Below are 14,892 nucleotides of genomic sequence, written 5' to 3' on the forward strand. Positions count from 1 at the left end.
ATTCAAATCAATCTACACCCGATCATGCGCCGCACGCCCTGCCGCCTCTCGCTGTTTTCTTTTCCCCGCCGTACCGTGTGCGCCGCGTTCATTACCGCATTGACTGCATTGACAGCATTAACGAGCACCGAGGCGTCCGCGCAAGTGGCGCCGCCCGCGCTTCAGGCTCGCGCGTGGGTATTGATGGACGCCGGTTCGGATCAGATTCTCGCGTCGTCGAATGCCGATGCGCGCGCGGAACCCGCGTCGTTGACCAAACTGATGAGCGCTTATCTCGTGTTTCAGGCGCTGCACGCGAAGCGCATCACGATGGATCAGACCGTGCTGCCGGGCGAAGCGGTGCGCAGCGTCGGGACCGACGAATCGCGCATGTTCATCGAGCCGAACAAGCCCGTGAGCGTGCATGACCTGCTCTATGGCTTGATCGTGCAATCGGGCAACGACGCCGCGATTGCGCTGGCCGAACTCGTGGGCGGCAGTCAGGCGCAATTCGTGCAGATGATGAATGCCGAAGCCGCCAGCCTTGGCATGGCGCATACGCATTTCTCCGACGTCAACGGCATGCCCAGTCCGCAGCACTTTACGAGCGCGGGCGACCTGGCCACGCTGACTGCGCATATCATCAGCGACTTTCCCGAGTATTACCCGATCTTCTCGACGAAGACATTCACCTACGACCGGATTCGCCAGCCGAATCGCAACCGCCTGCTCTGGCTCGACCCGAGCGTGGACGGTCTGAAAACCGGGCACACGCAGGCGGCTGGCTATTGCCTGATCGCCAGCGCGATTCGCGATGTCGAAGGCGCACCCGGCACGTCGCGACGCGTGATCAGCGTCGTCATGGGCGAGCCCACGGAGCCTGCTCGCGTGGCAGACAGTCTCAAGCTACTCAATTTCGCGTATCACGCATTCGATGCGGTGCCGTTCTTCCGCGTGGGCCAAGCGATATCGCTTGCGCGCGTTTATAAAGGCACGCGTCTGAACGTCGACGTTGCGCCGACGCAGAATGTCGTGGCCACGATTCCCGCCGGAACGCGCGCCCAGATTACGTCGAGCATCAAGGTGAATACACCGCTCTTCGCGCCGCTGAGCGCTGGCGAACAGGTCGGCACGGTGACCATCCTCGATCAGGGAAAGGTGCTAACGCAGGTGCCGCTCGCAACGCTTTGGGCCGTGCCTCAAGCCGGTTTGCTCGACCGCGCCTGGGATTCGCTTCAGCTCATGCTCGGCAGCAAAGTTTAAACGCCCGCATTAGCTGGTCCCTCATTACCAGCCCTTCCCGCGCGCATCGTTCTGGCATTCGCGCTTTTCACCCTACAATACAGGACGCCGCCATGAAATCGAATAAGAATCCCGCTGCGATGCCGCAACCGCACCCACGCAATCGCCATCCCTATGCACGGCGACGTCTGCTGAAACTCGGCGCCTGGCTGGTGCTCGTCGGCATCGATCCCGGACTCGCGCTCGCCAATACACGGCCGACGATACGCGGCGTGCGCGTGTGGCCCGCCACCGATTACACGCGCGTCACGATCGAGTCCACGCAACCGTTGCAGGTGCAGGAACACCAGCTAGCCTCGCCGAATCGCCTCGTGGTCGACCTGCAAGGACTCACGCTCGATCAGGCTTTGCGCGCGCTGGTTTCGAACGTGCATCCCAACGATCCGTATATTCGAGCCGTGCGCGTCGGGCAATTCACGCGCGACGTCGTGCGCATCGTGCTCGATCTCAAGGGCGCGGTCACGCCGAAAGTGTTTTCGACCGCGCCTACGGGCCAATACGCGTATCGGCTCATGCTCGATCTCTATCCGGCGGACGGCAAACCGCAGGACGCACTCGACACGCTCGCCGCACGAGCCACTGAATCCACGCAGGCCACGCACAACGCCCCCGCATCGACGCCCGAGCGCAGCACGCAACGCAAGCTGATAGTCGCGATAGATCCGGGCCACGGCGGCGAGGATCCCGGCGCGATCGGCGGCGGCGGCACCTATGAAAAGCACGTGGTACTCGATATCGCGCGGCGCCTGCGCGCGAAGATCGCCGCGTCGCCCGACATGGACGCGATGATGACGCGCGACGACGACTTCTTCGTACCGCTCGGCACGCGCGTGACCAAAGCTCGCCACGCGCGCGCCGATCTGTTCGTCTCCATTCACGCCGATGCTTTCACCACGCCCGCTGCGTCGGGCTCGTCGGTGTTCGCGCTTTCGGAACACGGCGCATCGAGCGCGGCGGCGCGTTGGCTCGCGCAAAGCGAAAACGCCTCCGACGTCATCGGCGGGCTCGATATCAAAAGCGCCGATCATGCGCTCGCCCCGGTGCTATTCGATATGTCGACGACACAGCAGATAAACGACTCGCTCAAATATGGCGCGCTCGTTCGCGAATCGATCGGCAAGATCAATCATCTTCACGGCAACGGTCTCGAGCAAGCGGGTTTTGCGGTATTGAAAGCGCCCGATATTCCGTCGATTCTCGTGGAGACGGCATTCATCAGCAATCCGAGTGAAGAACTGAAACTCCAGAATCCCGCTTACCGTCAGCAAATGGCCGATGCGATTTACGACGGCATTCGCAAATATTTCGCAAGTCACCCGCCGCTCGAACGCCGCGTAACCGTCTAATCGACGACGGTCATGCGCGTGCCATTTCAATCGGTCAACCCCGGAAGTTCGCTCCTCGGAGAAGCCCCGAACACACTGATGCCGCCTCCCAGCAAGTTTCTCAGTCTTTCCCGTCATGCGGCATTGACGCTCAAACCGCGCCATGGCCGTTCAAGTGCGCTTGGTTTTGTGTTCGCTGTAGCGTTTTTTGCGCTGGCGCTGCGCGCCGCGTGGGTACAGTGCTACGACGCGAGTTTTTATCAGCATCAAGGCGAGATTCGCCAGGTCAGCGATCGTGGACTGCCCGCCGCGCGCGGCCGGATTCTCGACCGCAATGGCAGCGTGCTCGCAATGAGCATTCCGACCGATACTGTTTGGGTCGATGCCGCATCGACTTCGCAACCGGCGTCAGCATCGCAGGTCCAGGCGCTCGCGCATCTTCTCCAGATCGAGCCCTCCGCGATCGATGCCGCATTCGCCTCGCATCGCCAATTCGTCTATCTCGCGCGCCAGATTCCCACCGATGTCGCCGCGCTTACGCAGCAATTGAATGTGCCAGGCGTGTTTTATCGTCCCGATTCGCGGCGCTTTTATCCGGAGGCCGGTATCACCGCCAATATCGTCGGCTACTCGGGCATCGACGGTAAAGGTCAGGAAGGCATCGAGCGCGCCGCGGAGCCGCTATTGCGCGGCGCCAACGGTCGCGTCGACGTGCTACACGACGCACGCGGCAATGCCATCGAAAATCTCACGCGGCTCGCGCCGCAAAACGGCAACGATATTCATCTCTCGATCGATCTGCCGATTCAATATGCGGCTTATCAGGCGCTGCAAGATACCGTCACGCGCTTCGCCGCGAAATCCGGTTCGGCGATCGTCATCGACCCGCACACGGGCGAAATTCTCGCGATGGCGAACTGGCCGAGTTACGACCCGAATAGCCGCACCCGCTCCGATCCCCAAGCCATTCGCAATCGCGCTGCAACAGATGCGTTCGAACCCGGCTCCGTGATGAAGCCGCTCACCATCGCGCTCGCCATTCAGCAGCAGCGCGTGACGCCCGATTCGATCGTGACCACCGACGGCGGCAAATTGAATCTCGACGGCCAAACCATTCACGACGACGCCGATTTCGGCACGCTCACGGTCGCGGGCGTGATTCAAAAGTCGAGCAATGTCGGCACCTCGAAAATATCGATGCTGCTTTCGGCGCGCGATATGTGGCACAACTTCCGCAATCTCGGTCTGGGTCTCGCGCCGCACGCGGGCTTGCCGGGCGAAGCGGGGGGCACGGTGCGCGACTGGCATCACTGGCGGCGCATCGAGCAGGCAACGATGGCCTACGGCTACGGTCTTTCCGCATCCTTGCTGCAACTCGCGCAGGCCTACACGACCTTCGCCAATGACGGCGTATTCGTGCCTGCGACGATCTTTCAGCAACACACGCCGGTCACCGGCAAACGGATTTTCTCGGTGAAGACCGCGCAGTCGGTGCGCGCGATGATGGAGAACGTCGTGAGCAAAGGTGGAACCGCGTCGCAGGTGGTGGTGCCCGGTTACACGGTGGCCGCGAAAACGGGGACCGCCTATCGCTGGGCCCAGCACGGCTATGATTATCACCAGTATCGAGCCTCGTTCGTCGGCCTGATTCCGGCGCAGCATCCGCGCGTGATTATTGCGGTGTCGATCGAATCGCCGACCAAGGGCTCGCATTTCGGCGGCGCGGTCGCCGGTTCGGCATTCGAGGCCATCGCCTCGCCCACGATGACGCGGCTACGCGTCGAACCCGATGCGGACGTTACCGCGCATCGGTGAAACATCGTGATTCAGGGATCAAGGCTGACGCCGCCGTCGCATTTGACCGTCGCCATCAGATTTTGGCCGTCGAGTTCGAACGGCACCTTCCAGCCGTGTCGAGCGGTCTGGCGCGAGGGAGCCAATTCGAAACTGGCGTGACCCGAGGCGTCGAGTCTGGCGCGTTCGAGAAAGGCATTCACGGATGTTTGCGCGGCGAATCGGCTTCTGATTACGCATTGATCGTTCGCGTTCGCGCTTCTGGCGAATATCAGCACGAAGCCGATTGCGGCGACCGTGAGCGAAATGCCCACTATCCCCGCCGATAACTGCCGGGGTTCATGCGAGAACTTGCGATAGTGCGCCATACTCGGGCTATCCGTGACGGAAACACACCGAAGTATGCGGCGGCCCTTATCAAATTTTCGTTAAGCGCGGAGGATTTTCCTGTGTCGCGCGGGGGCAACATTGGAAGCGGCGCTGGATGGCGCGTGTGAGGTCTGATTGCTTAGTCAGAAGATGACCCAAATAGCGGCGAACAAACGACAAAAATCCCTTAAATAGAGGCTTTTTATCGTTCCATTCGTGCACCATTAAAAGACCCAGCGTGCGCACGACAATAACGCCATAAACAACGCTGCGCTTCCATCCTACGCCCCACGCCATCAAGAATTCGTTAACACGTAACGATTCTCCGCAGCGTCATAAGCAATCGGCAAATCGTGATTTGGGCGCGTCTAACCCGCGCCTTAAGCTCGCCGCTCCTATCACGTCGCCCGTTGCATCCATGAAAAAAACTCGCACGCTACCTGCTCTCGCTCGCGCCTTGCTTCTCGCCGGCAGCCTTTTCACCTCGATGCACGCCTTCGCCGACACCACGCTGCTCAACGTCTCTTACGACCCCACGCGCGAACTCTACACGGCTTACGACAAGCTCTTTTCGACCTGGTACGACAAAACCACCGGGACGAAGGTCACCGTTCGCACGACCAACGGCGGTTCCGGCGCACAGGCGCGCCAGGTGCTCAACGGCCAGCAGGCGGATGTGGTCACGCTCGGCATCGCGTCCGATATCGATGCGCTGGCCGCGCACGATCTCGTACGTAGGGACTGGCAAAAACAACTCGCGAATAACAGCACGCCCTATACGTCGACAATTGTGTTTCTCGTGCGCGCCGGCAATCCCAAAGGCATTCACGATTGGGGCGATCTCGCGAAACCGGGCGTGGGCGTCGTGACGCCGAATCCGAAAACATCGAGCGGCGCGCGCTGGAATTATCTCGCCGCATGGGCCTGGGCGATGCAGCAGCCAGGCGGCAACGAGGCCAGCGCAAAGGCCTTCGAAAAGTCGCTCTATCACAACGTGAAGGTGCTCGATTCGGGCGCGCGCGGCGCGACGAATTCGTTTGTCGAGCGCGGCATCGGCGATGTGCTGGTCGCGTGGGAAGACGACGCGCTGCTCGCGGTCAACAAGCTCGCGCCTGGCAAGTATCAGGTGATCGTGCCGTCGATCAGCATTCGTTGCGAACCGCCCGTGGCCGTGGTCGATTCGGTCGTGGACCGTCGCGGCACGCGCAAGATCGCGCAGGCTTACCTGGAACATCTCTACGCGCCCGACGCACAGGAATTGATCGCGCAAAACTACTATCGCCCTGCCGATCCCTCGATCGCCGCGAAGTACGCCAAGACCTTTCCCGCCGTAAAGCTCATCGGTATCGAAGACCCGATGTTCGGCGGCTGGCACACGGCGCAGGCGAAGCATTTCGCCGATGGCGGCGTGTTCGACCAGATCTTCCAGCCCAACTGAGCCCGTTCCGGTCATGCGCATGAGCATCCCTTCCTGGGCCGGTTTGCCCGCGTGGCGCCGGCCGAGCCCGTTGCCGGGCTTCGGCCTCGCGCTCGGCTACACGCTGGCGTGGCTCGGCCTGATCGTCCTGCTGCCGATTTCGGTGCTCGTGCTGCGCGCGGCGTCGGGCGGCTGGGGGCATTTCATCGATGCGATCTGGACGCCGCGTCTCGTCGCCTCGTATCGCCTCACGTTCGGCACCGCGCTTGTCGCCGCCGCCATCAATGCGGTGCTCGGCATCGTAGTGGCGTGGATGCTCGCGCGCTATCGCTTTCCGGGCCGCCGCTGGCTCGACGCGCTGATCGACCTGCCCTTCGCGCTGCCCACCTCGGTGGCCGGCATCACGCTCGCCTTCATCTTCGGTCCGAACGGCTGGATCGGCACGTGGTTCGCGGCGCACGGTTTCGACCTCGCGTTCAACGCGCGCGGCATCGTGATCGCGCTCACGTTCGTGGGCCTGCCCTTCGTCGTGCGAACCTTGCAGCCCGTGATCGAAGAACTCGGCACCGAGGAAGAAGAAGCAGCAGGCCTGCTCGGCGCTTCGCGCGCGGCGACCTTGCGGCGCGTCGTATGGCCCGCGTTGCGCCCGGCGCTGATGACCGGATTCGGCCTCGCGTTCGCGCGCGGCGTCGGCGAATACGGTTCGGTGATCTTTATCGCAGGGAACCGGCCTTTCGTTTCGGAGATCACGTCCCTGCTCGTAGTGACCAAGCTCGAACAATTCGATTTCGATGGTGCAGCCTCGATCGCTTTCGTCATGCTGCTCGCGTCGTTTGCGATTCTGTTCGCACTGAATCTGCTGCAACGCTGGCTCGAACCGAGATCGTCGGCGCGCGCGCATCGCTCGGAGAAACGCCCATGAACGCACCGCAATCGCCAGCCACACTCGAGCGCCGCGACGACACGCGCAACGCTTCCCGCACGCCCGCGCGCCGCCGCATCAACGACACCTTAACGAGCGAACCGCGGCTCGCGCGCGCGCTCGTCATTGCAATCGGCACCGTATTTCTAGGGCTATTTCTGATTCTTCCGCTCGCCGCGATCTTTTCCGCCGCGCTCTCGTCTGGCCTCAGCGCCTTTCTCGACGCGCTGCGCGATCCCGACGCGCTATCGGCCATGCGCCTCACGGCCATCGTCGCGCTGATCTCGGTGCCGCTCAATACCGTGTTCGGTTTCGCCGTCGCGTGGCTCGTCGCGCACTTCGACTTCTTCGGCAAAAGTCTGCTGAAGACGCTGATCGACCTGCCGTTCTCGGTCTCGCCCGTGATCGCCGGGCTGCTGTTCATGCTCGTGTTCGGCGCGCAAGGTCCGTTCTGGCCGTGGCTGCAACAGCATCACGTCGATATCGTGTTCGCGCTGCCCGGCCTCGTGCTCGCCACCACCTTCGTCACGCTCTCGTTCGTCGCGCGCGAACTGATTCCTCTGATGGAAGCGCAAGGCAGCGACGAGGAACAGGCCGCGCTCGTGCTCGGCGCCACCGCTTGGCAAATGTCCTGGCGCGTGACGCTGCCGCGCGTGCGCCTCGGCCTGCTGTACGGCGTGGTCATCACGAACGCCCGCGCGATGGGCGAGTTCGGCGCGGTGTCGGTGGTCTCGGGGCACGTACCGGGCCTCACCAACACGCTGCCGCTCTATGTGCAGGTGATGTACGACGGCTACAACTTCGCGGGCGCATTCGCGGCGGCGAGCCTGCTCGCGTTCATCGCCATGGCAACGCTCGCCATCAAGCACCGGCTCGAACGTCGTATCCGGCACTGAATTCAACCATTGAACCGCAGGAGCCATTCGCTCAGGACAGCCTGTTTCTCTATCGTGGGCGCAATAAATCAATCACAGGCGGCGGTTCCGCGCTGCGAGGTGTTGTGTTCTCGAGGTTCAACCAACGTCGTTCAGGGAAAACTCCCAAATGACAATTGCTCACATTGTTGTTCCGACTCGCGTAGCATGGCGGCTACGTTTAATCGCGCAAAACCACGCTAAGCCATGCCGCACGCCGTATTCGTCACCAACGTAGGGTTCTACATTGCGGGCATTCCCGCGCTTTTACTCACGGGCCTTTCCAAGGGCGGCCTCGGATTGGGCCTCGGCATCGTCGCAGTGCCGCTGATGGCGCTCTACCTGCCGGTGACACAAGTGGTGACGATCCTGCTACCAGTCATGTGCGTGACCGACCTCGTCGCGCTTTGGCAATACCGTGGCGAATGGAGTTGGCCCATCCTGCGGCTCACTATTCCGGCCGCGGTTGTCGGCGCGGGCGTGGGCATTCTGGTGATCCATCGAATCGATACGGTGTGCCTGCGGCTCGGCGTCGGCGTGATGTCTGTTGACTACGCGTTGCGCCGCGGGGTGTTCCCTTGGCTCCGCGGCCGGCCGCATGGGCGCGCCGTAGAAGCTGCGAACGATTCGGTGCGCCCTCGCCCGACAGCGAGCCTCGCATGGGGCACCCTGTCCGGACTGGCCAGCTTCCTAGCGAACGCGGGCGAGCCCGCTCTGACAATGTATCTGCTGCCGTTTCGCCTGGGTAACCGCTGCTTCGCGGGTACTACCTCTGCATTTTTCGCGGCGGTCAACCTGTGCAAGCTAGTGAGCTTCTCGACGCTCGGCCTTTTCAGCGAAACAACGTTGACCACGAGCGCGCTTTTGCTGCCGATTGCGTTGATCGGCACTTACGCGGGCATTCGCGCAAACCGACGATTGAATTCGGCGGCTTTTACGCGGTGTTCCTGCGCAGTATTGCTGGTGATCGGATTGAGGCTAATCTGTACAAGCGCCAGAAGCTTATTTTAGCCGCGCGCCTGCCTCGTTGTCGCCGACGTCCCCCATATCAGCGAGTCTGTTGGGCCATTTCCCTTCACCTCTTCTGCTATCTCAGTTGAAAAGTAGTCCAAAATAACGACATTTTGGTCTTCATTTTTTCCTAAAAATCTCTCACTAGCGGATTTATCTGCAGAGCAGGTTTTAGCTACATGGATCCAATCAGATTTGTTTCCACTATCCGCGACATGCAGTCTGCCCGGCGTCAGGGTCTGGTAAGAAGCGTTCACGATGGAGAGCTCAACTGACAGTGGCGGTCCAGATCAGCGAGCCGCCTGAGCAGAGTCGCTGAACGGTTTTGCTGGTGTTGTCTTTCACTTCCTCGTTACCGAGGTGAACCTTCGATTCAGAGGCACGTTCTCTCCAGAGCGTCACACCCGGCCGTTACCAGTCACGCATGTCCGGATAGGCAACTGCTGGTTGTACAACAGGTCGCGGCACCACAATCAATATCTCACCCCACGCGCAACAATGCAAGCAAGCAGGACGTTACCGCCTACTATCTGCCGCTTGACGCGCGGCTGACGGCGACACCTGTCGCACCACCACTTTCAACGATAGCTCTCAAGCTCCTTCAGATGGCCCATGAGACGCTGGATGGGTAATCGAAACGAGCCAGTGAGCTCGTTCTCCGCATCCGGATAATTGATTCATTTCAGCATCGACATCAGCTCATTAAGCTGGCCAAGCATCGCCTTGTGATACTCGTACGTAGAGTCAACCTCGACTTCCATTGCTATGTCATCTACAAGAGCCATGGTGCTCTCAACACCACTTCGCAAAGCAACGAGTATTTCGTATTTCGTTGAAGTGTCAGTATGCGAGCGCACAGCTTCCGCAAATCGTTGAAATACAGCAATCCGTGCTCCGAGATGACTGATCATGATCGCGTTCGATTTGATCAGTGTCTTCAGATCGCTAACAGTCATTACCTTTGTAATTTCCTGTTGCTTTGAGTCAGGGGAGGCGGTAAGTTTATTTTTCTTCATTTGAAGGTTAAAAGTATTTGTGATTGCCCTTATCCCCCATCTGGGACGATTACGGGACATCGGCGCCGTCTTGCAGAATTCGGGGAACCTGCCAGGCGGGGAAGCGCAAGCGAATACTGGAGCGACGTCTCTGATGCAATTTCGCGGTGTCGTAGTGAACGCTCATATCCGCAGTGTTGCTCGGCCACGTCTAGAGCGTGTTAGGCACTTGTATTAAGGGCTGCGAAGTGGACAAGCATAAGCACGGCGAATACGACGAAATGCAGACCGGCCAGGGTTTCGGGCAATCGCTCATAGTCTCGGGCCAACCGGCGGAAGCGGTTCAGCCAACCGAAGCTGCGTTCGACCACCCAGCGGCGTGGCAGCAGAACAAAGCCTTTTTTCACGTCCGGCAGCTTGATGACCTCAAGCTCGATTCCTTCATCCAGCGCTGCCTGAGCAGGTTCCTCGCCGGTATAGCCCTGATCGGCAAACGCGAACCTCACCGTTTGGCCTGTGACCTCCTGGACCTGACGAGCGAGTTCGCCAACCTGGGCTCGCTCCTGCTCGTTGGCCGGAGTAATGTTCACCGCAAGCAACTGCCCCAACGTATCTACCGCCATATGGACCTTGCTGCCCCGCTTGCGTTTATAGCCGTCGTAGCCGGCGCGAGGACCACTCTCGCACGTCGATTGCAACGTGCGCCCATCGAGAATGACTGCGCTGGGCTGGCCCTTACGGCCCTGCGCGACGCGGATTATCGAACGCAGGTCTTTGACCATGGCCTCGAAACAACCCGCCTGAATCCAGCGTTGCGTCTGCTGATAAACCAGTTCCCACGGCGGAAAATCATTTGGCAACATCCGCCAGGGCGCACCCGCGCGCACGATCCAGCGCAGCGCATTGAACATCTCGCGCAGTTCGTATCTGCGCTGCGGTGCGTCTGTGTTCATCAGAGTCAGATAGGGAGCCGCAAAGCTCCATTCCTCATTCGACACATCCGTCGGGTAGGGTCTGCGTTTTGCCATCTGGCCAGGATACCAGGTCTGGCCGCAAGTGCCTAACACGCTCTAATCGCAGTCAGCGAGATATCAAGGACACTGCACGGGATAACTGTAGCGGCGTTTGCTATGTGCAACACAACGCTGTACTTACCGTACCGTCGGAACACAATGCAGGATCGTGCACGTTGGCTGGATATGGTGAGTGACGCACCTTATGAACAGGCTACACACGGGTGGAATGCAAAGTCACGCGTCCGCGTGATTGACAGCTGAAACATGCAGCGGTCGTCCTGACGCTGCGGGACCATTCTACAGGACAGACGGTGACCTTTTCGCAGTGAATGCGCGGCTGGTTTGTCATGACCGCGCTCAACTGCAACGATCAGAATGCGCTCCAGTCAGTTGCGGCTTCCGTGCGACTCGGCGTTAGCGATCCGGAGGGCTTCTTTATCGTAGCGGATTGGGGCGCCAGCTTTGTTTCGCCCACAGTCAATGAATTCAGATCTCTTGCATCGTCGACCCTGAAGATCGCTACCGCGTTGCGCAGTGCCTGTGCCTGCTCGGCCATGGACTGGGCTGCAGCTGCGGCTTGCTCGACCAGCGCAGCATTCTGCTGCGTGACCTCATCCATCTGGGTCACAGCGGTATTGACCTGCCCGATGCCGGTGCTCTGCTCCGCAGATGCAGCGGAGATCTCACTGATGATGTCGGCTACGCGTTTAACCGACTGGACTACTTCGTTTATGGTGCTGCCGGCGTCTTCGACAAGTTTCGATCCCGCATCGGTCTGATGTGTCGCGTTATTGATCATTTCCTTGATTTCCCGGGCCGCCGTTGCGCTGCGTTGGGCGAGCGTGCGAACTTCGCCGGCTACAACCGCGAAGCCCCGTCCCTGCTCGCCGGCGCGGGCCGCTTCCACCGCCGCATTGAGCGCCAGAATATTAGTCTGGAACGCAATCCCTTCGATCACTGTGATGATCTCGAACATTTTGCTGGAACTGCCCGCGATACCGTGCATGGTCTCAACGACCTGTCCGACTACTTCGCCACCCCGTTGTGCCACCGCGGAAGCAGTATTTGCGAGTGCTGTTGCCTGCGTTGCATTTTCGGCATTGTGGCGAACAGTGGAAGTCAGTTCCTCCATGCTCGATGCAGTTTCCCCGAGAGACGCGGCCTGCTCTTCCGTGCGTTGGGAGAGATCCGTATTGCCCTGGGCAATTTGACTCGCAGCGACCGAAATCGCCTCGCTGGAAGCCTTGATGCCGCTCACGATTGTCGCCAGCGTTTTCTTCATGGTGTCCAGCGAGTACATCAGACTGGATCGGTCACCGTCTTTCAGTCCCGCGGCGATGCGCAGATTGCCGTTCGCGATCTCGCTGGCCAGCGCTGCAGCATCCATTGGCTCACCACCAAGCTGCCGAAGAATGCTTCGGGTTATTACCCACCCAATCGCAATCGCAAAGGTCGCGGCAAGCACCGCTAGTACGAGCAAGAGCACGCGAGCAGCGTGGTAGGTCGCGCGTGCTTGCACTGCAGAGGCCCCAACCTGCTGCACCTCGTAATCACGGAACAACCCCAGTTCTTTTAACCAGAGATCTATTGCAGGCCCAGCCTGGGTGATCATGAATTCCGGTGCCGCCGGATCGTTCTTAAATCCCAAATTGGCTGCTTGTTGCACCAGAGGCATAGCTGCGCGCCGCAGCTCTTCCGATCGCCGCAGGAATTGCCGTTCGTCGTCGGTTGTTCCCGGATCCTGGTTAAAAAGTTCCTGTGTTTTCGCGAAAAGATCGGTGGACCTTTCAACTTGCTCGTCAAAGATCCTCCGTTGCTCCTGCATACGGGGCAAATCGTTCAGAATAATTAGATTTCGTGCGGCAGCAGACGCCTGATTGGCATAGGTCAGTGCCTGCGAAATCGAATTTGTTTCCGCAGCGTTAAACGTCGCGAGGTCTGTCAGTGCATCGTTCATCGCTGAGAGCTTCCATAGACTCAGTGATGCCATCGAAAGCAGCATGACAACAAGTGCACCAAACCCTAGTGCTAACCGTGATCCAACCCTCAAGCTTTCCAGATTTTTCATCAGTCTTTCGTCTAAATTTATTTAAATTCTCTTGTGCAGATTTATATGATCACTAGATGTCAAACAACTTTTTAAGTAAACGGCAAAATCCCAGTTTTCTTTAGCAGGCTGTTGAAAAACACCTTGCCGGCCTTGAGCACTCAATTTCGTCGAGTCCCTGCACGGGGGTGGTTGATGTCGATTTAATGCTCGAAGCCTTTCATTCAGATGGAGAAAATGGCATTTTCCTCGCTGCTGGTCGCTCCTATGCCGCTTTCGCGGCGAGCGTGCGCATGCGAGTCAGGTTGCAGGCCTCATGAGTCAACAGGAAGACCTGGCCAACTCGCTGCAGGCCCCGAAACATCGCCTGCCGAATCCTGCCAAACGTCTTGCTCCAGCCAAAAACCTGCTCAATGCATTTGCGCTTGCGCCGACTGATGGCATAGCCGGCCCAGCGCGTTGTGCGTGCGTCGATGGCGGAGCCATCCGCGCGGCCATTGTTTTGCGCAACATGTGGCGTCACGCCGTGTGCGCGGCACGTTGCAACGAAGTCGGCCGTGTCGTAGTTCTTGTCAGCACCGACCGTAACCAATGTATCGGCGAATTGCGCGGCGTCCGCAAGCATTCCGGCTGCTGTATCGCGCTCGGCTGTGCCATTCGCCTGCGTCACCTGTGCGTTCACCACGAGGCCGTGCCGGTTATCAGTCAGCACGTACGCCATGTAGCAAAGCATCGGGCCCGTGCCACGACTCTTGCGAAACAGCCGGGCCCGACTGTCCGTGCTGGACTCATGCGTGTCGTTGCTACGCTTCTCGCCATGCCAGTTCTCGTGAGAGCCAGCACCGCCGTTAGGCGGCGAGTCGTCATCCGAGTTCGCCTTCGGCACAAAGCTCTTGTGTCCGGCCCAGGCCTGACTGAGCGTGCCATCGACGCTGAAATGCTCGGCCGGCAGGTGGCCACGCACGCGCGCAGTCTCGACCGTCTCATTGAACAGACTGACCATGACATCATGGGGCATCAGTCGGTCGCGGTTCTTCCTGAAGGTGGAGTGGTCCCAAACCACATCGTCCATCGCCAGTCCGACGAACCAGCGGAACAACATGTTGTAGGAGATTTGCTCCATCAGCATGCGTTCGCAGCGAATCGAATACAGCACTTGCAACAGCAGCGCGCGAATCAACTTCTCCGGCGCGATACTTGGGCGTCCGCCCTTCGCGTCGCTCTCGTACATGCGCGAAAAGACCGGGTCCATGCGAGTGAGCGCATCGTTCAACCATTGCCTAATCGGTCGCAACGGGTGATTGGCCGCAACGAAGTCATCCAGCCGGGACATCGTGAACATCGACTCGGTATTGCCGTCCGCTGCGCGCATTGCCTCAGCCTCAGTGTTGTCTGACTCTTCGGTTCAACGTTTACGCGTCCCGCGCGGATGACGTGCGCGGAAGATATTTCAACAGCCTGCCAGTTTGTAATGATGATGTGGGAGCCGCTATTGCTATCGAGATGGAATTCGTCGATGCGCCCCGCCCGAACATCAAGCAGGAGCCTATCCAGAGCAGCGATGTAGTTACCGGAAGACGGTACGCTTGGAGATTTCGTGTCCGTGGTCATCACGGGCTTCTTGATCAACAGGCGGATGGCATCCTGCCGCTTCATAAATATCCGGCTCACACAAATACTCTTCGAATGCTTGAGGCGCTACAGCCAGCGCCCAACGGCGACCGACGGCCAGCCGAAAGAAATCGCTTCCGGATCGTGCAAGTTACACAAGCAACGTTTTCAACCCGCGTTAAAGTTTTTC

General features: G+C 59.6%; 15 protein-coding genes. 7 read left to right on the forward strand and 8 right to left on the reverse strand.

Going from position 1 to position 14,892, the window contains the following annotated elements:
* Positions 1 to 24 precede the first annotated feature (24 nt).
* The 3 genes from G5S35_RS38245 (at position 25) to G5S35_RS38255 (ending at position 4,421) form a co-directional block, all read left to right on the forward strand.
* Positions 25 to 1,242 (forward strand): D-alanyl-D-alanine carboxypeptidase family protein, encoded by a 1,218-nt coding sequence (locus G5S35_RS38245; protein WP_110329864.1) that lies wholly within the window; start codon positions 25 to 27, stop codon positions 1,240 to 1,242.
* A 92-nt stretch (positions 1,243 to 1,334) separates the two neighbouring features.
* On the forward strand, positions 1,335 to 2,627 hold the full coding sequence (locus tag G5S35_RS38250; protein ID WP_272904531.1) for an N-acetylmuramoyl-L-alanine amidase: 1,293 nt from the start codon (positions 1,335 to 1,337) through the stop codon (positions 2,625 to 2,627).
* Positions 2,628 to 2,705: 78 nt separating this feature from the next.
* Entirely contained in the window at positions 2,706 to 4,421 is a 1,716-nt protein-coding gene (locus tag G5S35_RS38255; protein ID WP_183040709.1) for a peptidoglycan D,D-transpeptidase FtsI family protein, read from the forward strand.
* 11 nt (positions 4,422 to 4,432) lie between these two features.
* On the opposite strand, the gene G5S35_RS38260 is transcribed toward G5S35_RS38255, so the two are convergent.
* Together G5S35_RS38260 and G5S35_RS38265 are read right to left on the reverse strand one after the other, a co-directional pair.
* Entirely contained in the window at positions 4,433 to 4,768 is a 336-nt protein-coding gene (locus tag G5S35_RS38260; RefSeq protein ID WP_146230133.1) for a hypothetical protein, read from the reverse strand.
* Positions 4,769 to 4,817: 49 nt separating this feature from the next.
* Positions 4,818 to 5,066 carry a hypothetical protein gene (locus G5S35_RS38265; protein WP_146230134.1) on the reverse strand — a complete coding sequence of 83 codons (249 nt, stop codon included), beginning with the start codon at positions 5,064 to 5,066 and terminating at the stop codon, positions 4,818 to 4,820.
* Positions 5,067 to 5,187: 121 nt separating this feature from the next.
* On the opposite strand from G5S35_RS38265, the gene G5S35_RS38270 reads away from it, so the two are divergent.
* The 4 genes from G5S35_RS38270 to G5S35_RS38285 all read left to right on the forward strand — a co-directional run bounded on the left by G5S35_RS38270 (position 5,188) and on the right by G5S35_RS38285 (position 9,033).
* On the forward strand, positions 5,188 to 6,207 hold the full coding sequence (locus tag G5S35_RS38270) for a sulfate ABC transporter substrate-binding protein (protein WP_110329867.1): 1,020 nt from the start codon (positions 5,188 to 5,190) through the stop codon (positions 6,205 to 6,207).
* 19 nt (positions 6,208 to 6,226) lie between these two features.
* Complete coding sequence (gene cysT / locus G5S35_RS38275) at positions 6,227 to 7,108, forward strand: sulfate ABC transporter permease subunit CysT (RefSeq protein WP_110329876.1); 882 nt, start codon at positions 6,227 to 6,229, stop codon at positions 7,106 to 7,108.
* Positions 7,105 to 8,004: a sulfate ABC transporter permease subunit CysW gene (cysW, locus tag G5S35_RS38280; protein ID WP_183040710.1), complete on the forward strand. Its 900-nt coding sequence runs from the start codon at positions 7,105 to 7,107 to the stop codon at positions 8,002 to 8,004. The genes cysT and cysW overlap by 4 nt, the downstream gene beginning before the upstream one ends.
* Before the next feature lie 225 nt (positions 8,005 to 8,229).
* The gene (locus tag G5S35_RS38285; RefSeq protein ID WP_110329869.1) at positions 8,230 to 9,033 is read left to right on the forward strand and encodes a sulfite exporter TauE/SafE family protein; all 804 of its coding nucleotides are present in this window, start codon (positions 8,230 to 8,232) and stop codon (positions 9,031 to 9,033) included.
* Here G5S35_RS38285 and G5S35_RS38290 read toward each other — a convergent pair.
* The 6 genes from G5S35_RS38290 to G5S35_RS40230 all read right to left on the reverse strand — a co-directional run bounded on the left by G5S35_RS38290 (position 9,030) and on the right by G5S35_RS40230 (position 14,747).
* A complete protein-coding gene (locus G5S35_RS38290; protein ID WP_146230135.1) occupies positions 9,030 to 9,290 on the reverse strand; it encodes a hypothetical protein in 261 nt (86 codons plus the stop codon). The two genes, G5S35_RS38285 and G5S35_RS38290, sit on opposite strands and share 4 nt — an antisense overlap.
* A gap of 420 nt (positions 9,291 to 9,710) precedes the next feature.
* Positions 9,711 to 10,109 carry a hypothetical protein gene (locus G5S35_RS38295; RefSeq protein WP_146230136.1) on the reverse strand — a complete coding sequence of 133 codons (399 nt, stop codon included), beginning with the start codon at positions 10,107 to 10,109 and terminating at the stop codon, positions 9,711 to 9,713.
* A 140-nt stretch (positions 10,110 to 10,249) separates the two neighbouring features.
* Positions 10,250 to 11,056 carry an IS5 family transposase gene (locus G5S35_RS38300; protein WP_183040711.1) on the reverse strand — a complete coding sequence of 269 codons (807 nt, stop codon included), beginning with the start codon at positions 11,054 to 11,056 and terminating at the stop codon, positions 10,250 to 10,252.
* Positions 11,057 to 11,414: 358 nt separating this feature from the next.
* Positions 11,415 to 13,112 (reverse strand): methyl-accepting chemotaxis protein, encoded by a 1,698-nt coding sequence (locus tag G5S35_RS40150; RefSeq protein WP_202035067.1) that lies wholly within the window; start codon positions 13,110 to 13,112, stop codon positions 11,415 to 11,417.
* Positions 13,113 to 13,356: 244 nt separating this feature from the next.
* The gene (locus G5S35_RS38310; RefSeq protein WP_110330091.1) at positions 13,357 to 14,463 is read right to left on the reverse strand and encodes an IS5 family transposase; all 1,107 of its coding nucleotides are present in this window, start codon (positions 14,461 to 14,463) and stop codon (positions 13,357 to 13,359) included.
* Positions 14,361 to 14,747, reverse strand: a complete 387-nt coding sequence (locus G5S35_RS40230; RefSeq protein ID WP_110330092.1) for a hypothetical protein — start codon at positions 14,745 to 14,747, stop codon at positions 14,361 to 14,363. The genes G5S35_RS38310 and G5S35_RS40230 overlap by 103 nt, the downstream gene beginning before the upstream one ends.
* Between the last annotated feature and the right edge of the window lie 145 nt (positions 14,748 to 14,892).

Source organism: Paraburkholderia tropica (assembly GCF_014171495.1).
GTDB classification, from domain to species: Bacteria; Pseudomonadota; Gammaproteobacteria; order Burkholderiales; family Burkholderiaceae; genus Paraburkholderia; species Paraburkholderia tropica.